This is a genomic window from Chryseobacterium nakagawai (genome assembly GCF_900637665.1).
Classification (GTDB): Bacteria; Bacteroidota; Bacteroidia; order Flavobacteriales; family Weeksellaceae; genus Chryseobacterium; species Chryseobacterium nakagawai.
This window is the reverse complement of the sequence record NZ_LR134386.1, coordinates 1,704,635-1,726,952: the sequence shown is the minus strand read 5'-3', so window position 1 is coordinate 1,726,952 and position 22,318 is coordinate 1,704,635. Positions and strand designations below refer to the sequence as shown.

The window sequence follows — 22,318 nt, the reverse complement described above, 5'->3', positions numbered from 1 at the left end:
TATGTTAATTATTTCCTAAAATAAAATCTTTTTAAGAGTTTATAAATCTCAAACCATAACACAGAAATTGAAGCAGTGAGCAGTGTCAATCCAAGTTCTTTTATGTTGAGAGCCGTCACGCTGAAAAATCCTGAAACAGGTGATACATAGAGAATAGTCAGAAGGAGAAGGACAACCAATACTGAGATCCCAGCAAGCAGGATGTTCCGGTTCTTAAAACTCTCCAGCATGCTGTAATAGAAAGAACGGTTCACCAAACTCAGTAATATATTAGCAAATATCAAAGTACTGAATACCAAGGATCTTGTTTTTGGTTCGTCATTCCCCAGATCAACAGAATACTGATATAGCCATAATATTCCTGCAGTAATGACAAGCCCCTGAATAATGCTTATTGTGAGCTCTTTCCAGTTCAGAAAAGTATCTGTAAGTGCTCTTGGAGGCCTTTGCATGGCATCCTTTTCAATAGGCTCATTCTCATAAACAATAGAACACGTGGGCCCCATGACCAGTTCAAGAAAAATCACATGCACCGGAGTGAAGATATGAGGAAATACCCAACCCAGAAATAAAGGCAAAGAAACGGTAAGAATAATGGGAATATGAATAGAAATAATATACTGGACCGCTTTTTTTATATTGGCATAAATTCTTCTTCCTGCAGCAACCCCAATTACGAGTTTATCCAGATCATCATTGGTTATAACAAGCGCTGCAGCTGATTTAGCAATTTCAGTCCCTTTATTTCCCATTGCTACACCAATATGAGCGGCCTTTAATGCTGGCCCGTCATTAACACCGTCACCCAGCATTGCTACTACGTGCCCCTGAGCTTTCAAGGCAGAAACCACTTCTAGCTTTGCTTCCGGAAACATCCTTGTAAACAAAGTTGTCTCTTCGGAAAGCTTTATTAGTTCTTCCTCTGAGCATTCTGCGATTTCACTTCCATTAACGGGCGAAGTACTACTCTCTATTCCTGCCTGCAATGCAATGGCTCTGGTGGTATCCGCATTATCTCCGGTAATAACCTTTACCTGAATACCGGCATCGTAGATATGTTTAAATACCTCTTTTATTCCTTTTTTGGGAGGATCATAAAACACAGTCAATCCTAAAAATTCAAATTTAAAATCCTGCTGTTTATCCGGGAAATCATTTCCTTCAAAATGAGATCTGGCAACACCAAGAACCCTGAATCCCTGTTCTCCGAAGTTCTTTATTAACTTTCTTATTTTGGTTTTTTCTTCTTCTGAAAGATCGGAAACACTGATGATAGCTTCCGGAGCTCCTTTAGCAGCAATAATCCGGTTTTTATGTTCATTTTCAAAAAGATGGGTCATCATTGGTGGTTTACCTTCCAGCGGATATTCATGAAACATTTGATAGTCTTTCCTGTGATCAGGCTTTCGGTTCCGCTCATAGATTTTATGCAGTGTGATTTCCATGGGATCAAAAGGTACAGGCTCACTACTCCACATCGCATAATCAATAAGGTCATTGAGCGCTGTTGTATTGAACTCTGCTTCTTCATAAATTCTGTCAGAACGGAAATCATAAAGATGTTTCAGCTGCATGGAGTTTTCTGTAATCGTACCTGTTTTATCTGTGCAAACTACGGAAACGCTTCCCAGGGTCTCCACAATACTGCTTCGCTTAATAATAATTCCTTCCCGCATCAGCTTCCAGGCCCCCAAAGCCATAAATGTTGTGAAGGCTACAGGAATTTCTTCAGGAAGAACAGACATTGCCAAGGTAAGCCCACTGAGTAAACTGGTCACAAAATCTCCCGTTTTAACAAAACTGAAAATGCATACTGCAAGAAAAATAATAACTCCGATAACAGCCATCCCCTTTACAAAATTCCGGATCTGAAGCTGTAAAGGAGATATTTCTGTTTTTATACCCAATATAGACTGTCCTATTTTTCCTGCTTTGGTTTCTTTTCCTATATTTTCGACCTCAAAAACGGCAAGCCCGGAAACAGTGATTGTTCCGCTGTATACTTTATGATCTTCAGATCTGCTGTCCTTGAAAACAGAAAAACTTTCGCCCGTAAGGGAAGACTCATTGACAGAAAAATCGTTGCTGTGAACAATTCTTCCATCTGCATTGATGAGGCTCCCTTCTTCGGTAATGCACAAGTCTCCGACTGCTATTTCAAAAGTGGGAATATCTATGATCTTTGAATCCCTGATTACTTTACTCAAAGGTTCATTCAGTTTTTCAAGTTCTTCCAGCGCCTTTTTGCTTCGGTTATCCTGGTAAAAAGAAATGGCGGTAACTCCAACAATAGCTGCAAACATAAATAAGGCCTCACCATAATCTGCTGTAAGCACATAAATAAAGGAAACACAGATAAGAAGAATCAGCATCGGTTCTTTAAGGATATTGAGAAGAAGATCTGCCCATGATTCTTTCTTCACCGCGTCAAGGCGGTTATATCCGTATTTTTTTCTGGAAGCGGCTACTTCAGATGCTGTAAGGCCTTTCAGATCTTCCGGTATATTGTAATTCATACGAAATGGATATGATATTAAATTTACTGATTGTTTTTATTATATCAGCGTAATATTTTCGGTTTTTTCTATTCAATCTGCTTTTTAACCTCTTTCACCCATTGTTCTATTTCTGACTTTTGGGTATCAGATAATTTTGCATTCTGATGAACAACGGTATAACAGGTAAGAGGCATTTCACCTTCTCTGATGGTTTCTGCAACTTCATCAAGTTTCTTTAATTTTTTTTCTTTTGAATAGCTATTAAATTCATCAAAATTGAGATGCCTTTTTCCTGAGTTCACATGATCTGCCAGCCACCATTTTACAGGCTGTATGTTATAGTACCACGGATAAGCTGTAGTGTTAGAATGACAGTCATAACAGCTTGTTTTTAATAATCCCTGTACATGACCCGGAACCTGGTAATGTTTTTCAATAGCATTTTCCGAAGGAACCGCCGCTATATTTTTATCCGTATCAAAAAACTGAATCACAATCAGAAGCAGGACTATAAAACCTGCTCCTGTTTTTATTAAAGATGATATTTTCATAATTTGTATTTATTTATAAGTTCTTTTATTTTACTATAATTTTTATTCATCTGCTGTGTTCTTAAGTTTCATAAGAAGTGTATATGCATTTCTGATGACTATTTTTTTATTTTTAAAATCATCAGCATTTATGATCTTTACAAATCCGTTTTCTGTTTCACCTAATGTTACAGGAGTCAATCGGTAGGTCTGTTTTTTTTCTTCAACGAAGACAAAGTCTTTTCCTTCAAAATTGACAATACTCTCTTCAGGGACAGCATTGGAAAAAGAAGTACTGGTCTCGATCTCGGCATTCATATACATTCCCGGTACAAGACTCTGGTCATATTTTTCAAAATGACAGTGTACTTCAGCCCATCCGCCCTGGTTTACATCTTTGCTGATCAGAAGAATTTCACCATAGTATTTTTTATCAGGTTCGGCATTGGTATAGGCAGCAAACCTCTGCCCTTTCTTCAGATTTGCCAGATCTTTTTCATATACTTTGAGATTTAGATGAATATCATCCGGATTAATAAGTTCAAAAAGGACATCGGAGGGATTCACATATTTACCAATATTCACGTTGACCTTGCTTACAAAGCCATTGATACTGCTGTAAACCGGTACACTTTTTTGAATACTTCCCGAATTGAGAGATTCAGGATTGATATTGATAAGACGGAGCTGCTGAGCCAGAGAATTCATAAGGATTTTCTGGCTGTTCATTTCAGATTGAGCCTGCTGCATTACCTTATCGCTGGTGGCCTGACTTTGGTTAAGGGTTTTCTGGCGGTTGTAATCCAATTGGGCAAAATGATTTTTAGATTTTGCCATTAAATAATCCTGCTGAAGCTGAATAAACTGTGGATTTTCTATCACTGCAATCACCTGCCCCTTTGATACCGGCTTTCCCGGAAGCAGGCTGCTCGATTTCAGGTATCCGCCTAAAGGAATACTGACAGAAACCAGATTTTGTGGCGGTACATCTATCATTCCGTTAAGTTTTAAAACAGAGGAAATCTTCTGCAGAGAAAGTATTGTTGTTACTACAGGTGCATTTTTCAGTTGAGCATCCGTAAGCATCACAACGTTTTCATCTTTCGGACTGGCAGCAGGCAGCTGCTGTTTTACTTGATCTTTACACTCATAAAACATGAGTAATCCTATTATTGACAGGGAATATGATATAATTTTAAATGTACGTTTCATTATTATGGATTTAAAGTAATATATTCCAGCTCTATAGCACTCTGATTCAGTTTCCAGACTGCATCGGTATAGCTGTTTTTTAAAGTAACCGCCTGATTGATCAGGATGACAAATTCAAGATAATTGATCTCGCCGGCAAGAAACTGTTTTTTAGCTGTTTCAGTGATGATATCGGCATTTTTCAGTTCCGAGTTTTCATATTGCGAAACAATATCAAGGTTAGCCTGATAAATTCCGGATGTCTTTCTGTATTGATTCTGCAGATTGAATTCCATGTTGGCAATATCACTGTCCACAACAGATTCTGCAATTTTTGCGGCTTGAATTCTGGCTTTCTGCCCGCGTGAAAAAACAGGAACAGAAACTCCAAACTGTACAGAATGAAACTGTGGTGCACCATTGTAGACTTTATCATCTGCTCCCATCCCTCTGAAGCTATTGAGGTTGTACGCCAGCTGAAGCCCGGGAAGCATTTTTGCTTTTTCAAGGGCAATCTGCTGTTCAGAAATATTTTTCTGCTGCTGTAATACTTTAATAGCCGGATGTAAGCTAAGCTCCTCTTTAAGTCCTCCGTGGTAAATTTTCTGATCTTCAGGAAGAAAATCTATTTCTGTGTTTAAAAACCACTGAAGCTGATATCCCAGCACAGTAAGCTCCTGGTGCAATTGCTTTAGCTGAATTTCAATAGAAGATTTCTGATTGGAAGCCGTAGTTTTTTCCAGAATATTACTTTCTCCTGCTTTCAGACGGATATTTGCCTTATCGAGAAAATCAGTGTACAGCTTTAATGTTTCCAGAAGCAGCTTTTCTTTTTGTTTCGCATACAGGATATTATAAAAGGTAAGACTCACCGCTTTCTTCAGTTCATATTCTTTAAGAGAAACGTTCAATAGAGACTTTTTCCATTCTTCGGTGTATACGTTCTTCTGCTTTTTATAGACAGTCGGAAATGCTATATTCTGTGAAATTCCGAATTTCATATCCGTCAGTGCACTGTTGATCTGCCCATAATCTACTGTTACTCCCGTTTGAGGAATATCAGCTGATGATGTGATAAGGGCTTTCGTATATTCTGATTTTAGCTTTTCATTTTTAATATTTCTGTTGTTTTTCAAAGCAATATCAAGAGCCTCCTGCAATGTAACGGGAGTCTGGGAGTTTACCAGCCCCACACAACCGAAACAAACCAAAAAGGTCAGAATGGAAACCTGTTTTTTATTTTTTATTTTTTTCATTTTTGAATCCTTTTTCAATAGTTACATACAATAATGGTAAGACAAACAGGGTAAGAAAAGTTGCAACCATCAGTCCTCCTATAACGACTGTTGCAAGAGGCCGCTGTACTTCAGCTCCTGCTCCGTTGCTGACGGCCATCGGAATAAATCCCAGTGAAGCAACGAATGCTGTCATCAGCACTGGCCGAAGCCTTGATTCTCCACCATCTATGATGATTCTTACAATATTTTTAATTCCTTTCTTGTGAAGACGGTTAAACTCTGAAATCAACACAATACCATTTAGCACTGCCACTCCAAAAAGAGCAATAAACCCTACTCCTGCACTGATGCTGAAAGGCATTCCTCTAAGCGCCATTAGAAACACACCACCAATAATTGAAAGCGGAATCGCGGTGTAAATCAGCAAGCTTTCTTTAACAGAATTAAAGGCCAGGAACAACATTACGAAAATAAGAGCCAGAGCAATGGGAACTGCTATCATAAGGCGCTGTTTGGCATTATTTAAATTTTCAAACGAGCCTCCATACGTCATATAATATCCCGTAGGGAGTTTCATCTCCTGATCTACCTTATGCTGAAGTTCTTCTACAATACTCTGAACATCTCTGCCTTTGATATTAAAACCTACTACAATTCTTCGTTGAGCATTTTCTCTCTGAATCTGGTTGGGGCCGTTTTTCACTTCCACTTTGGCAAGCTGAGACAGCGGAATCTGACTCCCGAAAGGTGTAGGGACTAAAAGATTTTTAATATCAGTAACATTTTTCCGGTCTTTGGTATCCAGACGTACAACCATATCAAAGCGTTTTTCTCCTTCAAAAACCAATCCGGTACTTTGCCCGGCAAATGCGGTATTGACTACACGGTTGATATCTGAAACAGATAAATGATACTGGGCAATCAGAGGACGGTTGTATTCGATAATTACCTGGGGCATTCCAGAAACTGGTTCTATATAGAGATTCTGGGTTCCTTCTACCGTCTCTATAATTTTTCCGAGCTTTTGTGCATTTTGAGAAAGTACATCAAGGTCTTCCCCAAAAATTTTAATCACCACATCCTGTCTTGCTCCGGTCATTAATTCATTAAAACGCATCTGTACAGGATATTGAAAACTGGCAGTAATTCCAGGTATATCCTGCAGCTGTTTACCCATCTTATCTGCAAGTTCCGGAAAAGTAGACGCTGAGGTCCATTCTTTTTTATCCTTTAAAATAACCATCATATCAGAAGCATCCATAGGCATCGGATCGGTAGGAACTTCTCCGCTTCCAATTTTTGTGACTACTTTTTCCACTTCGGGAAATCTGGATTTAAGAATGTGGGCTGCTTTCTGGGTACTTTCGATAGTGGTTGTCAGGTTACTTCCCGGTAAAACCCTGGTATCTACTGCAAAATCACCTTCTTCAAGGGAAGGAATAAATTCACCACCCATTCTGGATAAAATAAAAACAGCTGCGATAAATAAAACTGCCACTGCACCAAAAACTATTTTGGGTACTCTGAGTAGTTTAAGCAAAACTTTAAGATAGATTTTCTCTACCTTTTTCATCATTCTGTCTGATAAAGTAGGTTTATCACTTCTTTTTCTCAGTAATACCGCACTCATCATCGGAATATAGGTCAGTGAAAGCAAAAATGCTCCCAGCAGTGCAAAAGCTACAGTCTGGGCCATAGGCTTGAACATTTTCCCTTCAATTCCCTGCAGGGTAAGGATCGGGAGATAGACAATCAAAATGATAATCTGTCCGAAAACGGCGCTGTTCATCATTTTTCCTGCAGATTCTATAACTACAGTGTCCATTTCGGATTTTCCAACAGAGAATGTCTTTTTAAATTTTGAATTGTGACTGAACTGGTGTAAAACAGATTCCACAATAATCACTGCTCCATCGATAATCAGTCCGAAATCCAGGGCCCCAAGACTCATCAGATTTCCGCTAACTCCAAAGAGGTTCATCATACATATTGCAAAAAGCATCGCCAAAGGAATAACAGAGGCGACCAGCAAACCTGCTCTTATATTCCCAAGAAATAAAACCAGTACGAAGACTACAATCAATGCTCCTTCCGTAAGGTTTTTTTCTACTGTTCCAATGGCATTGTTTACCATTTTGGTTCTGTCCAGAAATGGCTCTATCACCACTCCCTTCGGAAGCGATTTCTGAACCTGGGCAATTTTTTCCTTTACATTTTTTATGACCTGATTACTGTTCTCACCTTTGAGCATCATTACTACAGCTCCCGACACTTCTCCCTGATCATTAAAGGTCATGGCTCCATAACGGGTTGCGAACCCAGGCTTTACCTCAGCAATATCGCGTATAAACAACGGAACATCATTTGTTTTTGTCGCAATAGAAATATTGTTGATTTTCTCAATACTTCCTACTAACCCTTCACTCCTGATATATAGAACAGTAGGCCCTTTTTCGATATAAGCTCCCCCAGTATTCTGATTGTTGGCCTGCAATGCATCAAATACGTCATTGATTGTTATTCCATAGGCATTAAGCCTGTCCGGATTTACAGCAATTTCATATTGTTTCAGTTTCCCTCCAAAGCTACTTACTTCCGCCACTCCTTTTACACCCAAAAGCTGTCTTCTTACAATCCAGTCCTGAATGGTGCGGAGTTCTGTGATATTGTACTTTTTCTCATATCCTTTTTCAGGCCTCACTACATACTGGAAAATTTCGCCAAGTCCTGTCGAAATAGGTCCAAGCTGCGGATTTCCTATTCCCTGTGGAATAACGGACTGTATCTGTTGAAGTCTTTCGGCGACCTGCTGTCTTGCCCAATAGATGTCTACATCATCTTCAAAGACAATAGTAACCAGGGAAAGTCCAAACCTGGAGAAACTCCTGATCTCCTTTAATCCTGAAATATTATTGTTGGCCTGTTCTATAGGAAAAGTAACAAGGCGTTCTATATCTGTAGCACCAAAAGATGGTGCGGTGGTAATAACCTGTACCTGATTGTTGGTAATATCCGGTACCGCATCTATCGGCAGTTTGGTAACCTGATAAGCGCCTACGCCAATAAGTCCCAATACCAACAATGCAATAATGAGTTTATTCTTTACAGAAAACTCAATGATTTTTGTAAGCATATAATTATTGATTAATCTTAATTATCGTGGTAAAATTTTGGTATTCTGAAGCATAGATTCAATGCACCTGTATTTATACAGATACTTCTATGAGAAACGGAATACCTTCCCTGTCAAAAAGATGACTAAGAAAATAGATTAAGATTGAAGAAATCTTGGCGGCTGCCAGATAGAATTGAGAATTTCCTTATTATAAAGGACATTTTTATAAAGGATCTGTTTTAATCCAATAGGATTATATACCTTTCCTATACAATGAATATCTAAAATTGGATTAATGGTAAAAACTACAGAAAGAGGACTTGCGTGTGAAACAAAAGGCAGCTTCTGATCCTGATCATAGTCACTGTCTTTAACCGGATGATCATAATGGGTTTTTAGAAATGCAGTAAATGACATTTCAGGATTAAGGTTTTTGTGCTGAAAATAATGCTCAATGAGAAGCGGCATTTTCAAAAGCTGATATAGTTCGGTTGTAGAAACCAAATACAATGACAACAACAATATGGAAATCAGCTTTTTCACTGTACCAAAATTATGAAATATTTCATTAAGAATGATTTTAAATAAAAGAATGAGAAATTATTTCAGCTTATATTATTCATGAGGATTTAAAAATAAATTCTCACATTTACACGTCGTCAACTTCGAATTCCTTTCGTATTAAAATTACAAAGTCTGTCATAAAAAAAGTCAAGTCGATATTTTAAGTAAACTTTTGCATTACTATTCACTTAAAAGCAGATTGATTTCGTCATAGAAGGAATTTTTGCTATAATCTGCCATTCCGGCATGATGCATTCTTATATTCCCTGATTTGTCCAGAACTACTGTTGTTGGAAGTGAACCATTAAAAAAAACATTTGGAACATATCCATCTGGAACTAAAAACGGCACGCTAAATTGTTCTTTATTGAGATATTCTTTTCCTACAGCGACGTTATCATCAAGATTAATGGTCAGAAAAACCAAATCCTTATTTTCCTTGTACTTCTCGTAAAACTTTTGAATCGAAGGAAATTCTGCACGACAAGGAGGACACCACGACGCCCAGAAATTAATGAAAACCACCTTTCCCTTGAGTTCAGAAGTATTGGTAAGTTTCCCGTTATCATCTCTTATACTCAAACTTTCTATAATTCCAAGTTCTGTTTTCTTTTTTTCAATCTTTGAATTCAGAAGACCGGTAGAGATAATCTGGCGCATCAACCACGCTTTTGTATCAGGACTTACAAGCAATACTATGAATATTGAAAACAGAAGTACAGTACTCCAACTTTTCAGGAACCATATTTTTAGTTTATTCATTTGAGACTATTTCAAAATCTGTTTCTTCACTTCTTCTTCAGTCACAAATCCGAGATTATCCCACACTACTATGTCATTTTTATACAGCTTTAAAACCGGAAGTGCTGAAACGTTCAATTCTTTACAAAGTTCTGTGTTCTCATCAGCCTTAATTCTTATAATTTTTACTTTTTCCGGCATTTCAGCAGCCATTTTTTTTAGGTAAGGCTCCATTTTTTTGCAGGGAGCACACCATTCCGCATAAAAATCCACCAAAACAGGCGTACTACTTTTTAGCATTTCGTTATATTGGGCAAGACTCATTCCTGCAGAATGTGACACTTTAACTTCCGGAAGACTGGCATTTCTCCACTTCATCATTCCGCCCTGCATTTCATAGACATTTTTAAAACCCATTTCCTTGAGTTTCGCAGCTGCGGCCATACTTCTCGGTCCGCTCATACAATATACAAAAACAGGTTTGGATTTGTCCAGGGCTTTTGATTTTTCATTAAAATCATCCGCACTCCAGTCGATATTCATTGCATTTTTCAGATGTCCGTTACGGAATTCGCCCGGTGTTCTTACATCTACCAACTGTACATCTTTGGTCTGCCCTAATTTTTTAGAAAATTCTATAGCAGGAAGACTACTCTCGCTTTTGTTATTCTGGGCTTTTCCGCATCCTGTCAACAGTATGAGAAAAAATACAACGATTAGGTTTTTATACATTTTAACTGTTTTGTTTGATTAATCTCTCCAGTTCATCTGCCTGAAAAACACCGGACTGTTTCCACTTCACTTCGCCTTTTTTGAAAATCATCAAAGTCGGAACACTTCGGATTCCAAACTGTGCGGCAACAGCCTGATTTTTATCGACATCAATCTTAACAATAATGGCTGCATCGCCAATAAGTTTTTTCAAATCCTGAAGAATGGGAGCCTGCATTTTGCACGGGCCACACCATTCTGCGAAGAAGTCAACCAAAACAGGTTTATCCTGATTAATAAGTTCTTGAAATTTATTCATTTTACTATCCTTTTTATTTAATTTCTTCATATTCAGTGTCATCATTTGTATTGTTCAAATGATGGGTGGGTACGGCACAATTACCTGTAGCACAACATCCGATATTCAATAATGGCATTGCAACAAAAACTACTCCAACAGCAACTAAAAACCACATTCCTGATTTTACTGCTTCCACTACAAGAACAATTCCCATTACCAGGCGAAGCAGCCGTACAAAGCTCCAGTTTTTTATTATATTTTGTATCATTTTATATTCATTATTGAGTTACAGGATTATTATTTTCAAGCCATTCTTTCATTCCACCGGAAAAATTTTTAACATTTTCAAAACCGTTTTTCTTCAGTAAAGAATACGCAATAGATGCTCTGTCACCGCTTTGGCAATGAATGACCACTTGCTTATCACGGGAGATTTTGTCAAGATCATCTTCCAATATTCCTACAAAAAAATTCTCTGTATTTTCAATATGTGCTGTTTTGTATTCGGTTTTATTTCTTACATCCAATACCTGAACATCCTCTCTGTTCAGCCAGATTTTAAATTCTTCTATATCAATAACATCTTCGGTCTGTAAATCTAATCCTAAATTTTCAACCTGGTCAATATATCCCATCATTTGATCCATCCCTATTCTCATCAATCTTCGGGTAAGGTCCTCTATTTCTTCCTCCTGCGCAACCAAAATAAAAGGTTCTGAATAATTAACTATCCACCCCATCCACGTTGAGAAAGAATTGTTTCCCTGAATATTGATACTTTCCGGAATAAAACCTTTTGCAAAATCAACCTTATTTCTGGTATCAATTACTTTTACTCCGTTGTTATAGGCTTTCAAAAACTCGTCCCCGGAAAATTTTTTATGTTTTGGAATTTCTGTTAACAAGGGTCTATCCTCTTTATTGAGCTTCTTCATCATGGCAAAATATTTTGGGGGTTCTGGCTGTCCTTCTAAAAGATATTCAATAAAACCTTCCTCATCTTCTTCGTACTGAAATGCCCAGTTTCTGATTTTCTCGTATCCCACCGTTGAACTTGGAACTGCTCCCAATGCCTTTCCACATGCTGAACCGGCACCATGTCCAGGCCAAACCTGAATAAATTCCGGCAGCTTGCTGAAATCCTGAACAGAGTGAAACATTTCTCTGGCTCCTTTTTCCTGCGTTCCTATAATTCCTGCTGCTTTTTCCAGTAAATCAGGCCTTCCAATATCGCCCACAAATACAAAATCTCCCGTAAAAATCATTACCGGTTCATCTGTCGCAGGATGGTCAGTCAGTAAAAAGCTGATGCTTTCCGGTGTGTGCCCGGGTGTATGGATGACGTTCAGGGTAAGGTTTCCAACTTTAATGATGCTCCCATTCTTTAGCCCAATATGCGGAAACTGATATTGCCAGTCTTCACCACCTTCATCAGAAAGATACATTTTTGCTCCTGTAGCTTTTGCAAGTTCACGTGATCCTGACAAAAAATCTGCATGAATGTGAGTTTCCGTAATGTGTGTGATGGTCAGATTATTTTCCTGGGCAATCTGAAGATAGGTGTCAATATCTCTTTTAGCATCAATTACAATCGCTTCACCTTTTGCCTGACAACCGATTAAATAACTAGCCTGTGCAAGGCTCTTATCATAAATATGCTGAAAAAACATAATCTTACTTTTTATTTTAATGATTTATATATACAAAGTTATAGCTTATTTCCCCCTGGATCAGTAACCTTGATCACAGAGAAAAACTGCTTTTCTGTACAGATTTTACTATAAAATTATTTCTTTTGCAAGGATATAGCACCCCATCATTAATACAAACCAGCCGAAACCTGTTTTAAGCTTTTCCCCTGAAATCTTTCGGGATAAAAATATTCCCATAAAAATACCGGCAACAGCCAACAGGCTGAATTTTATAAGCAAACTCCAATCTATTACCGAATGTTCCCCGCTTGCAAATCCTATAAAGCCAACAGCTGAATTGATTGCAATAATAAACAGTGATGTTCCTACAGCCGATTTCATAGGAAGTTTTGCAAAAAAAACAAGAACAGGAATAATGAGAAAGCCTCCTCCCGCTCCTACCAAACCGGTAACAATACCTACCAGTGAGCCCATCAGTATAATCATCAGATAATTAAAATCATACCCTGAATCATCTTCGTGCTTTTCACAGTCTTTACAAGGCCGAATCATTGATACGGAAGCCAATACCATGATAACAGCAAAAACAAGCATCAGAAAAACAGATTTTGTAAGCTGAAAACCATCCGTCTTCAAAATAACTTCAGGAATTTGCGGCATAAGAAATGCCCTGGTAAGATATACGGTAATAAGGGAAGGAATTCCAAAAAACAAAATGGCTTTAAACTCTATCTTCTGATGAAAAAAGCTTCTGATTCCTCCGGACAAGGAAGTAACTCCCACCACAAATAATGAATATCCGGTGGCTGAAACAGGATCAATTCCTAACATATAAACCAAAATAGGAACAGTAAGAATTGAGCCTCCGCTGCCCACTAATCCAAGGGAACTCCCCACTAAAACTGCGAGAAAAAAAACTGCTGTAAACATGACATCTATTTTTCTAAAAATTCCGGTACAAAGTTATGTATAGAAGAACAGCAAGTCTGTGATGTGAATTACATTTCTGTAATAAATTTATTTCAATTAATTAAATACTTGTTTTTAAATAAATCCCTTCCACTAATATAATGAAAGGGTGCCATTTTAAAGCAGTTTATCTGGAACAGCTTCTTCCGTCGTCCTTAATCCCCAGTTTATGAAGGATTACATACATTAAACACCAGTTGGTAAAAGCATTCTGTAAAAGATTAACTCCTACAAAAGCTGTAAGCCAAAACCAGTTTTCATTGACTTTAATTCCTAAAAAGAGACTGGACAGGATTAAAATTCCTGCTATAGCGTGTGCGATTCTTGTATGCATATATTTTATTTTTAAATTGATTTTTCTAATTGTACCGTTGCGATATGAATATGCGAAAGTGTTTCCTGTTGGGAATTAAAATTTTCAACGCTTCTATATATTCCATCCACAAAAGTATCTTCTACAAATACCATAAACAGTAAAGAATCTACTGATAAATAGTCTGTTGGAAACCAGTTTTCAAGTTCATTTCCATTATTTTTGTACCCTTTTACAGATTGGTAGGAAAAGGCCTTCACTCCGGAATGGTTCAGAATAGTTTTCACTTCTGTCTCAAACTCTTCTATTGCCGTAATTAATAGTAATTTCATTTGTTGTATGTTTTTAAACTTTGAAAGTTAAACCTCATAGATTTAAAAAACCTATGAGGTTTATTAATTTTATACTTCAAAAAACTTGTCGTTAGATTCGGATTTCTTCTCCCACTTTTTCTTTTCGGTGGCGTAGTAAACCAACGGCACTACCACCAGTGTAAGCAACGTTGAAACAATCGCTCCAAATACTAAAGAAATTGCCAGTCCCTGGAAAATAGGATCAAAAAGAATAATAACAGCTCCTATTACTACAGCTCCTGTTGTTAAGAGGATGGGTGTTGTTCTAACAGCTCCTGCTTCAATAATGGCCTGTTTCATAGGAATACCTTCTTTCAGACGGATTTCTATAAAGTCGATCAAAAGGACGGAATTCCTTACCATTACCCCTGCCAGAGCAATCATTCCGATAAAAGAAGTAGCTGTGAAAAATGCTCCTAGCAGCCAGTGTCCTAATACAATTCCAATTAAGGAAAGCGGAATGGCAACCATCATCACGATTGGTGTTTTAAAGTTCTGAAACCAACCCACAATCAGCATATAAATAATGATAATTACTACAGCGAAAGCAGTTCCCAGATCACGGAAGACCTCCAAAGTGATTTGCCACTCTCCGTCCCATTTTACGGTGTAATTACTTTCATCCTCCGGCTGGTTCATGTACAATTCGTTCATTGAATAACCGTTTGGAAGCTGTATTTTTTTAAGCTTTTCGTCCATTCCAAGAATCGCATAAGCCGGACTTTCCAGTTTTCCTGCCATATCAGCAAGAACATAAACTACCCTTTTCTGATCTTTTCTGTAAATGGTTTTATCCAGTTCTTTTTCTTCTACTTTTACAAGGTCACTTGCCGGAACCATTCCCATCTGTCCTTTGATTTTCAATCCTGTAATATCCTGGATATTGGCTTTATCAGCATTGTTCAGCTTCATAACAATATCTACCGGGGCATTGGATTTTTCATCATAAAGGTTCCCTACAGGATATTCCCCCATCAGGTACGTCATATTTCCTACAATCTGTTGTGGTGCCACGCCGTTCAGCATTGCTTTTTCTTTATCCGGAACAAGTTTGAATTCTTTCTGTGGCGCTTCCACCATCCAGTCAATATCTACCACATCATCGGTCTTCTTCAGAATATCTTCAACCTGTTTCGCTACTTTTACCTGGCCTTCATAATCAGGGCCATAGATCTCTGCAACAATTGTAGAAAGAACAGGCGGTCCCGGCGGAACTTCCACTACTTTTACATTGGCTCCATATTTTGCAGCTATTTTCTGAATTTCAGGGCGGATATTCTTAGCCACATCGTGGCTTTGTGTATCACGGTCTTCCTTATGTAGAAGATTGACCTGAATATCTGCCGTATTACTGTTCCCACGCATATCATAATGACGAACCAATCCGTTGAAAGTAATCGGAGCTGAAGATCCTACATAATTCTGATAGTTTACAACCTCGGGAACGGTTTTCAGGTACTGTGCAATATCCTGTGTAACGGCTGATGTTCTTTCCAGCGTTGTTCCTTCCGGCATATCAATTACCACCTGAATTTCATTTTTGTTGTCAAACGGAAGCATTTTTACCGCTACCCATTTTGTAAAGAATGCTCCTACGGAAATCAGTAATAAAACAACTGTAATTCCCATCATGGCCCATCTTTTTGATTTTGAATCCAGAAGTGGCTGTTCAATTTTTTTATAGATTTTATAAATCCTTCCTGTTTCAAGCCCCTGCTCTTCTTTGTGTTCCTGATCATCTTTTACTTTTAATAAATGATAACCGAGATAAGGCGTCACTGTTAATGCCACAAAAAGTGAAAGCAGCATTGCAATAGAAGCCCCTATTGGCATTGGTGACATATAAGGCCCCATCATTCCTGACACAAAAGCCATTGGCAGAATCGCTGCTATCACGGTAAATGTTGCCAGAATAGTAGGATTCCCAACCTCGTTAATAGCATAAATCGCAGCCTGTTTGAAGGGCAGTTTCTTCATATGGAAATGCCTGTGCATGTTTTCAGCAATGATGATACTGTCGTCCACTACAATTCCGACTACAAAAACTAACGCAAATAGTGTAATCCTGTTCAGCGTATATCCTAAAATATAATAGCTGAATAAAGTTAAAGCAAATGTAAGCGGAACGGAAAAGAAGACTACCAAACCGCCTCTCCAGCCCATAGCCAGCATTACCAGAACCGTTACCGCTAAAATGGCAACGCCAAGGTGCATGAGTAATTCAGAAACTTTATGCGAAGCTGTTTCCCCGTAATTTCTGGTCACTTCAACGTGAACATCGTTGGGAATAAGATTCTTCTTTAGCTCATCTACTTTTGCAAGAATCTGTTCGGAAATTTTCATGGCATCAGCGCCTTTTACTTTGGAAACCGAAACGGTAACCGCAGGATATTCCGATTTGAATTTTTTACCGTTTTCTACTGCATTTCCGTATCCGAAACTTACATAATTGGCAGGATCGGAAGCTCCATCTTTTATGGCTGCCACCTGTTTCAGATAGACCGGCATATTCTGTGATGTTCCGATAACGAGGTTTTCAACATCTTCAGAAGAATTGAGAAACTGACCTGTCGTTAAAAGATATTCCGAATCACCTGAATCAAATTTCCCGGACTGTGAACTTCCATTATTGGCCTGAATCATCTGCATTACAGAAAGTGCATCAACATTCAGTTCAGCCATTTTATCTTTATCTAAAATGACCTGCAGCTGGCGGTTTCTTCCTCCAATAGTTTTGGTAAGAGAAACATCTTTTATTTTTTTGATTTCGGAAGACAGCTCTTCTCCTAACTGGCGAAGCTGAAAATCATTGTAATTGGCATTATCACTCCACAAAGTAAGCCCCAGCATCGGAACATCATCAATGGAACGGGTTTTCACCATAGGTTCCATTACGCCTTTCGGGAAGATATTTTTGTTCTTCATCAGCTCATCATAAAGCTTTACATAGGAACGTTCTGTATCTTCTCCTACATAAAACTGAACAATAATCATGGCCTGCCCGTTCATGGCCATCGAGTGAATATGCTCTACTCCTTTGATATTGGAAATAATTTTTTCAAGAGGTTTTACCACACGGCTCTCCACCTCTTTTGGAGTAGCTCCCGGGTAGCCCACCATTACATCCGCCATCGGGATGATGATCTGTGGTTCCTCTTCTCTTGGTATTAGTGTGGAACTGTATACCCCGATAATCATCAAAGCAATCATTAACAGAATAGTTAATTTTGAATTGATGAAAAATTCGGAAATACGTCCTGCGAATCCTTTTTCCATAATTTTTTTAATATAACAATGAATTAATCTAACAGTGTAACAATGCCATTCATTGGTAAATGGCTGCATTGATATTACTACACTATTTTACCTGAACTTTTGCTCCGTTATACAATTTTCCTGTTGAAGAAACGATGTAAGTTTCTTTCGGATTCAAACCTGAAAGGATTTCAACCTGATCTCCGGTTGTTTTTCCAGTTTTCAGCCATCTTAAGACTGCCGTATTTTGTGCACTTACCACATAAACTCCTGTGAGCTGGCCATTTTCTACCAAAGCCGTTTTAGGAATCATCATACTTTCCTGAAACCCCTGATTGATTTTCCCTGATGTTTTAAAAGGAAACTGTACATTCACAAACATTCCCGGAAGCAAATCGGAAGTATTATGAATATTGATTTTCACCATATATTGTCCTCCGGTATTGGCTGCGGATCTGCTGATTTCTGACACCGTTCCTGAAACGGTTCTGTTCATCGATTTTAAGGTGACATCAACCGGCATTCCGTTGGAAATCATGGTGATATTCTGCTCGGAAACCAGAACCTGTGCCTGCAAAGATGATGGTGACTCTATGGTAAGCAAAGGCATTCCGGGATTGGCCATATCGCCCTGCTCTGCAAATTTCGCCGTAATGGTTCCGGAAATAGGTGCCGTTACGTTGGTATAGCTATATTGTGCATTGACTTCGTTTTTCATCTGCTGTGCGGCCTGCAATCCTGCCTGTGCCATTTCGTACCGGGCTCTCATATCATCCAGCTCTTTCTGGGAAGCACTTTGGGATTTATACAGATTCTGGAATCTCTCATAATCTTTTCTGGCAATATTGTAGCTGGCCTGTGCTTGGGAGATCTGTGCATTAGCCTGCCCGCCTTTTGCCTGGATATCTGCCGCATTAATACTTACCAATAATTGACCTGCCCTAACGTCCTGCCCTACTTCTGCCTTCATGGATGTGATATATCCCATCATCCGAGTAGAAACATTGACTGAATTTTTGGCAACCAATTTTCCGCTCGCTGTAGCAGATGAACCTTCCGAGCCTGCTGTTGTATGGCTTATCGTAACAGAAATGGGCGCATCAGCATTCTGAACGGATTTTTTTTCGTCTGAAGAACAGCTTCCCAAAAGAAGCGTGCCCAGAATCAAAGTTGAATAAAAATATGTTTTCATTATTAAATTGGTTTATATTGCTTACTATGGTTATTTTTCTAAAAACCTTTGATATTCCCAGGCTACGTTGTATTCGAAAACAGCCTGCTGATATTCAAGTTCTTTTTGAGACATCAGGGTTTCTGCGGAAAGAAGGTCAGCAGATTTTTCCAGTCCCTGATCATAACGGTTTTTCCGGATCCTGTAGGCTTCCTTACTTTGTTCCCAGGCTTGTTTTGTGAAGTTGACCTTAGATTGGGCATCTTCAATCTGACGGCTGGCTTTATTGAGCTCAAGCTGACTTTGTTTAGAATACTGTTCTATTTCAGTCTGTGCCTTGGAACGTTCTGCTCTGTATTTTTCCTGTTCACTTTTAGCTTTAAGCCCGTCGAAAACATTCCAGGAAAGCTGAATTCCGGCTAAATATCCGTTGGCGTTGAACTGCACCGCTTTATTATCATACATTTCAAAGCTTCCGAATGCATTGAGTCTGGGAAGAAACTTTGCTTTTGATGATTTTATCATCCAGTCATATGCTTCAAGCGATTTATAATATGCCTGTAAATCTTTTCGGTTCAGATTAAGTTTACTATCAGAATCCGGGATATGCTCTGTATATTCCAGATTTTCTGTAGGTTTCAGAATTTTATTTTCTGACCTTTCATCCAAAAGAAAATATAAATTATCGGAAGCATTTCTGATGTTGGATTTTGCAGTCTGAATCTGACTTTCTATCTCACTGATACGGACATCCATATACAAAACTTCAGATTTCTGGATCATTCCGTTTTTGTAATAATTGTCGATGACTTTTTTATTGGCAAGGGTTGTCTGCTTTGCATTTTCAAGAGTTTCAAGCATTTTATACGCCAGCTGAAGCATCATATAAGATTTTTTCAACTCAAACTGAACGTATTCTTTAGTTCTTTCTGTTTTGATGGTAAGTACATCAGCTTTCACCTGTCCTGCCTTTTTCTGATATACCGCATCCATATTAATGATGGGCTGCTGTACCTTTATTTTTGTTGCAAAATTGGAAATGCTTTTAGGGTTGTTCAGATTATCGGGATTGAAATCCATCATTGTTATTCTTTCCTGATTGAGCTTGGAACCAAATGCATACAGAGGATTATTGGTATTGGAAAAAGTGTACGAGGCATTCACATTCGGCAGGTACATTGCTCTGGTTCCCAGAAGTTCGGCTTTGGCAAGCTCGGTCTCCTTTTTCGCCATTTTTACCTGAAGGTTATTGTCTATAAGCTTATTTTTCAGATCCTCTTTGGAAACAGGGATAATCTCTTGTGAAAAAGCTTCTGAATAGGTTGTCAATAATAAAATAAGTATGGCTAATTTTCTCATTTCTCTAATTTTAAAGCAAAATTAGATTGATGAAATCTATTGTACAGTAACCAACATCACATAAGGAGATTTTTCCTGAATGAACATAAAAAAACCGCCTGCAAAGCGGTTAAAAAATTTAAACTGTGGAAATACTATATCACTTTTATTTGTGGAATCATTATTATCTTTGATTTCACAGAATTGGATATCAAACAATTAGCTTCGGATTTCTGAAGAACCCTTTCTGCCTTTTCTCTTTCGGATTCGTTTTTAATGGTAACAACAGGTTCCAGAATTACTTCAGTCATCAGGAATTTACCTTCTACCTGCTCAAGCTTTCCTTTGGATTTGCACTGAAAATCTGAAAATTCTAGCTTTGAGTTTTCTGCTATGGCCAGAAATGTAGTCATCAGGCAGCTGTTTACTGCTGCTGTGAAAAGATGTTCCGGAGACCAAACGCCTTCTATCCCTTTAAGAAATTGAGGCGGAGTTGCCACTTCTATATTCTGTGAAAGTTCGGGAGAAGACATTTCACCTTTACGGTTATCTTTCCATTCAACATTTACAGTATAATAATGTACTTCCATTGTTTTAAATTTTGTTGTTTAAACTCATCCATCCACCGCCATTATGAACATTTTTGTAACCATGATTCTGCAGAATGCTTTTTGCTGAGGCACTCCTCATTCCTGAAGCACAACAGGTGATAATGGTTTTATCTTTACTTAGTTTTGACAGATTTTTATCCAGCTGGTCTACAGGAATATTCAGGGAACCTTTAATGTGCCCGCCCGCATATTCGCTTTTACTTCTTACATCCACAATCACCGCACCTTGCTTCACAAGATCTGCATAATCAGTTTTATCCATCCCGAAAAGGTTTTTTATTGCATCTAACATTGTATTGTTTTTTAAGTTAATGATGCAAATTTAAGATGGAAATAAAAGCCTGTCAGTGATGAAGGTTACAATAGGGTAATTTTGTTCCGGGAAAGTTTTATTTTACCGTCCGTCTCAATCTGTTTCAGAACACGGCTCACAGCTTCCCTCGTAATTCCAAGCTCATCTGCTAACTGCTGATGGGTTACATTAAGTTCCTTGGACTTGTATAACTGGGATTTTTGATTCAGTAAATATAGAATCCTTGCATCTACTTTTTGAAAAGCTATTGAGTTGACCATCGTTACGAGGTCTTCAAATCTTTTATGGTAAAGTTCAAAAACAAATGTAGACCATTCAGGATATTTTGTAAGCCATTCCTTTGCCTTGATCAAAGACAACATCAGGATTTCCGCATCTTCCTCTACCACAGCCTTAACTTTAGAAGTATCTTGAGTCAATCCTGAAAGTATAGATGAAATGCAGCTTTCTCCGGGAGTCAGATAATAAAGTAGAATTTCTCTTCCATCTTCCTCCGTACGTACTACTTTAACACTCCCTGACATAACAAGAGGAATATAATTTACATAGGAATCGATATCTAAAATAACTGTACCTGCAGGGAACAATTTTAAATCTCTACTCTCTGCAATTTCCTTCTTGAAATCCGGATCTAATATTTCATAAATATTCATTTTCAAATATAAATAAAATTCCTAATAAAGGATAGAATCCTCTTTTTAATTGTAAGGGATCACTATATGCAAAACATAAATCACAAAAAAATTTAGATGGTCATTTCATTCTATTTTAGAATCTTGTCAATAATCGCAAAAAGTTAGCTTATAATAAAACTTACTGACAAGATCAGCTTTGCAATTCTTGCAAAATTTCACACAATCTATAAAAGTGTTAGAAGATAAGCTCGTCTTGGTCACATGACAGGATTATTTAATTCTACAATTCTTTCTAAATCTTCCACCAAATGTTTCGATATTTCTTCGGTTACGGGTACAGATGCCAAACGGTGCCAAATAATACAGTTGACACCATTTTATTTACAATATTTTTCGAATAAATTTCCAGCTTTGAATTACAACTTTTTCATTTAATCCAACCTTTTTTTATATTGTTAATTCAATCATTGTTATATCGCTCTAAATAACCACTATTAGATAATCGGACCAAATAATTACATTTTCTGGAGTAACTTCCTCCATCATTACTTATGTAAGAAGGGCGCCAACATACTTTAGTGTAACAAATAGTAATTTTATATAAAACTTACTTTTATTAATTACTGCTAATAAATTTGATGTTTAAAATAAGTATAGTATTATCAAGCTTTTTTTGATTTGGTACACTAAGGTATATAATTACCCAGAATATTTTCATTGATTAATTGCAAAAAGAAAAAATGCATTTTCAAAGATCGATTATAGTCATATGTAGCTTTTTGTTTTGTAGAAACTTCATCCAAAAAGCTTTCATTATCA

The 22,318-nt window shown here is 37.8% G+C and carries 18 protein-coding genes and 1 pseudogene; all 19 read right to left on the bottom strand.

Features of this window, described 5'->3' with window-relative positions; translation table 11 throughout:
- Nucleotides 1–8: 8 nt before the first annotated feature.
- The 19 genes and pseudogenes from EL260_RS07935 to EL260_RS07845 all read right to left on the bottom strand — a co-directional run bounded on the left by EL260_RS07935 (nt 9) and on the right by EL260_RS07845 (nt 21,517).
- Nucleotides 9–2,516, bottom strand: a complete 2,508-nt coding sequence (locus EL260_RS07935) for a cation-translocating P-type ATPase (RefSeq protein WP_123859642.1) — start codon at nt 2,514–2,516, stop codon at nt 9–11.
- 68 nt (nt 2,517–2,584) lie between these two features.
- Nucleotides 2,585–3,049 carry a heme-binding domain-containing protein gene (locus tag EL260_RS07930; RefSeq protein ID WP_123859641.1) on the bottom strand — a complete coding sequence of 155 codons (465 nt, stop codon included), beginning with the start codon at nt 3,047–3,049 and terminating at the stop codon, nt 2,585–2,587.
- A gap of 42 nt (nt 3,050–3,091) precedes the next feature.
- Nucleotides 3,092–4,240: an efflux RND transporter periplasmic adaptor subunit gene (locus EL260_RS07925; RefSeq protein ID WP_123859640.1), complete on the bottom strand. Its 1,149-nt coding sequence runs from the start codon at nt 4,238–4,240 to the stop codon at nt 3,092–3,094.
- A gap of 2 nt (nt 4,241–4,242) precedes the next feature.
- Nucleotides 4,243–8,590, bottom strand: a pseudogene (locus tag EL260_RS07920) (CusA/CzcA family heavy metal efflux RND transporter).
- 138 nt (nt 8,591–8,728) lie between these two features.
- Complete coding sequence (locus EL260_RS07915) at nt 8,729–9,115, bottom strand: hypothetical protein (RefSeq protein WP_123859639.1); 387 nt, start codon at nt 9,113–9,115, stop codon at nt 8,729–8,731.
- 201 nt (nt 9,116–9,316) lie between these two features.
- Nucleotides 9,317–9,898 (bottom strand): TlpA family protein disulfide reductase, encoded by a 582-nt coding sequence (locus EL260_RS07910; RefSeq protein WP_123859638.1) that lies wholly within the window; start codon nt 9,896–9,898, stop codon nt 9,317–9,319.
- Between the two features lie 6 nt (nt 9,899–9,904).
- Nucleotides 9,905–10,609: a thioredoxin domain-containing protein gene (locus EL260_RS07905; protein ID WP_123859637.1), complete on the bottom strand. Its 705-nt coding sequence runs from the start codon at nt 10,607–10,609 to the stop codon at nt 9,905–9,907.
- Between the two features lies 1 nt (nt 10,610).
- On the bottom strand, nt 10,611–10,907 hold the full coding sequence (gene trxA, locus EL260_RS07900) for a thioredoxin (protein WP_123859636.1): 297 nt from the start codon (nt 10,905–10,907) through the stop codon (nt 10,611–10,613).
- 13 nt (nt 10,908–10,920) lie between these two features.
- Nucleotides 10,921–11,157 carry a hypothetical protein gene (locus EL260_RS07895; RefSeq protein WP_123859635.1) on the bottom strand — a complete coding sequence of 79 codons (237 nt, stop codon included), beginning with the start codon at nt 11,155–11,157 and terminating at the stop codon, nt 10,921–10,923.
- Nucleotides 11,158–11,167: 10 nt separating this feature from the next.
- Entirely contained in the window at nt 11,168–12,559 is a 1,392-nt protein-coding gene (locus EL260_RS07890; protein WP_123859634.1) for an MBL fold metallo-hydrolase, read from the bottom strand.
- Nucleotides 12,560–12,667: 108 nt separating this feature from the next.
- A complete protein-coding gene (locus EL260_RS07885) occupies nt 12,668–13,471 on the bottom strand; it encodes a sulfite exporter TauE/SafE family protein (RefSeq protein WP_123859633.1) in 804 nt (267 codons plus the stop codon).
- Between the two features lie 166 nt (nt 13,472–13,637).
- Complete coding sequence (locus tag EL260_RS07880; protein ID WP_123859632.1) at nt 13,638–13,844, bottom strand: YgaP family membrane protein; 207 nt, start codon at nt 13,842–13,844, stop codon at nt 13,638–13,640.
- Nucleotides 13,845–13,855: 11 nt separating this feature from the next.
- On the bottom strand, nt 13,856–14,155 hold the full coding sequence (locus EL260_RS07875; protein WP_123859631.1) for a hypothetical protein: 300 nt from the start codon (nt 14,153–14,155) through the stop codon (nt 13,856–13,858).
- 69 nt (nt 14,156–14,224) lie between these two features.
- Nucleotides 14,225–17,452, bottom strand: a complete 3,228-nt coding sequence (locus EL260_RS07870) for an efflux RND transporter permease subunit (RefSeq protein ID WP_123859630.1) — start codon at nt 17,450–17,452, stop codon at nt 14,225–14,227.
- An 82-nt stretch (nt 17,453–17,534) separates the two neighbouring features.
- Nucleotides 17,535–18,623: an efflux RND transporter periplasmic adaptor subunit gene (locus EL260_RS07865; protein ID WP_123859629.1), complete on the bottom strand. Its 1,089-nt coding sequence runs from the start codon at nt 18,621–18,623 to the stop codon at nt 17,535–17,537.
- 30 nt (nt 18,624–18,653) lie between these two features.
- Nucleotides 18,654–19,961 carry a TolC family protein gene (locus EL260_RS07860; RefSeq protein ID WP_123859628.1) on the bottom strand — a complete coding sequence of 436 codons (1,308 nt, stop codon included), beginning with the start codon at nt 19,959–19,961 and terminating at the stop codon, nt 18,654–18,656.
- A 134-nt stretch (nt 19,962–20,095) separates the two neighbouring features.
- Nucleotides 20,096–20,530: an OsmC family protein gene (locus tag EL260_RS07855; protein ID WP_123859627.1), complete on the bottom strand. Its 435-nt coding sequence runs from the start codon at nt 20,528–20,530 to the stop codon at nt 20,096–20,098.
- Between the two features lie 4 nt (nt 20,531–20,534).
- The gene (locus EL260_RS07850; RefSeq protein WP_123859626.1) at nt 20,535–20,843 is read right to left on the bottom strand and encodes a rhodanese-like domain-containing protein; all 309 of its coding nucleotides are present in this window, start codon (nt 20,841–20,843) and stop codon (nt 20,535–20,537) included.
- Between the two features lie 65 nt (nt 20,844–20,908).
- Nucleotides 20,909–21,517, bottom strand: coding sequence for a Crp/Fnr family transcriptional regulator (locus tag EL260_RS07845; RefSeq protein WP_123859625.1), 609 nt, complete (start codon nt 21,515–21,517; stop codon nt 20,909–20,911).
- Nucleotides 21,518–22,318: the final 801 nt, after the last annotated feature.

Excerpts from the sequence above, each read along its gene's own strand:
- EL260_RS07935 (WP_123859642.1), bottom strand. The coding sequence starts at position 2,516 with ATGAATTACAATATACCGGAAGATCTGAAAGGCCTTACAGCATCTGAA.
- EL260_RS07930 (WP_123859641.1), bottom strand. The coding sequence starts at position 3,049 with ATGAAAATATCATCTTTAATAAAAACAGGAGCAGGTTTTATAGTCCTG.
- EL260_RS07925 (WP_123859640.1), bottom strand. The coding sequence starts at position 4,240 with ATGAAACGTACATTTAAAATTATATCATATTCCCTGTCAATAATAGGA.
- EL260_RS07910 (WP_123859638.1), bottom strand. The coding sequence starts at position 9,898 with ATGAATAAACTAAAAATATGGTTCCTGAAAAGTTGGAGTACTGTACTT.
- EL260_RS07905 (WP_123859637.1), bottom strand. The coding sequence starts at position 10,609 with ATGTATAAAAACCTAATCGTTGTATTTTTTCTCATACTGTTGACAGGA.
- trxA (WP_123859636.1), bottom strand. The coding sequence starts at position 10,907 with ATGAATAAATTTCAAGAACTTATTAATCAGGATAAACCTGTTTTGGTT.
- EL260_RS07895 (WP_123859635.1), bottom strand. The coding sequence starts at position 11,157 with ATGATACAAAATATAATAAAAAACTGGAGCTTTGTACGGCTGCTTCGC.
- EL260_RS07890 (WP_123859634.1), bottom strand. The coding sequence starts at position 12,559 with ATGTTTTTTCAGCATATTTATGATAAGAGCCTTGCACAGGCTAGTTAT.
- EL260_RS07885 (WP_123859633.1), bottom strand. The coding sequence starts at position 13,471 with ATGTTTACAGCAGTTTTTTTTCTCGCAGTTTTAGTGGGGAGTTCCCTT.
- EL260_RS07880 (WP_123859632.1), bottom strand. The coding sequence starts at position 13,844 with ATGCATACAAGAATCGCACACGCTATAGCAGGAATTTTAATCCTGTCC.
- EL260_RS07875 (WP_123859631.1), bottom strand. The coding sequence starts at position 14,155 with ATGAAATTACTATTAATTACGGCAATAGAAGAGTTTGAGACAGAAGTG.
- EL260_RS07870 (WP_123859630.1), bottom strand. The coding sequence starts at position 17,452 with ATGGAAAAAGGATTCGCAGGACGTATTTCCGAATTTTTCATCAATTCA.
- EL260_RS07865 (WP_123859629.1), bottom strand. The coding sequence starts at position 18,623 with ATGAAAACATATTTTTATTCAACTTTGATTCTGGGCACGCTTCTTTTG.
- EL260_RS07860 (WP_123859628.1), bottom strand. The coding sequence starts at position 19,961 with ATGAGAAAATTAGCCATACTTATTTTATTATTGACAACCTATTCAGAA.
- EL260_RS07855 (WP_123859627.1), bottom strand. The coding sequence starts at position 20,530 with ATGGAAGTACATTATTATACTGTAAATGTTGAATGGAAAGATAACCGT.
- EL260_RS07850 (WP_123859626.1), bottom strand. The coding sequence starts at position 20,843 with ATGTTAGATGCAATAAAAAACCTTTTCGGGATGGATAAAACTGATTAT.
- EL260_RS07845 (WP_123859625.1), bottom strand. The coding sequence starts at position 21,517 with ATGAATATTTATGAAATATTAGATCCGGATTTCAAGAAGGAAATTGCA.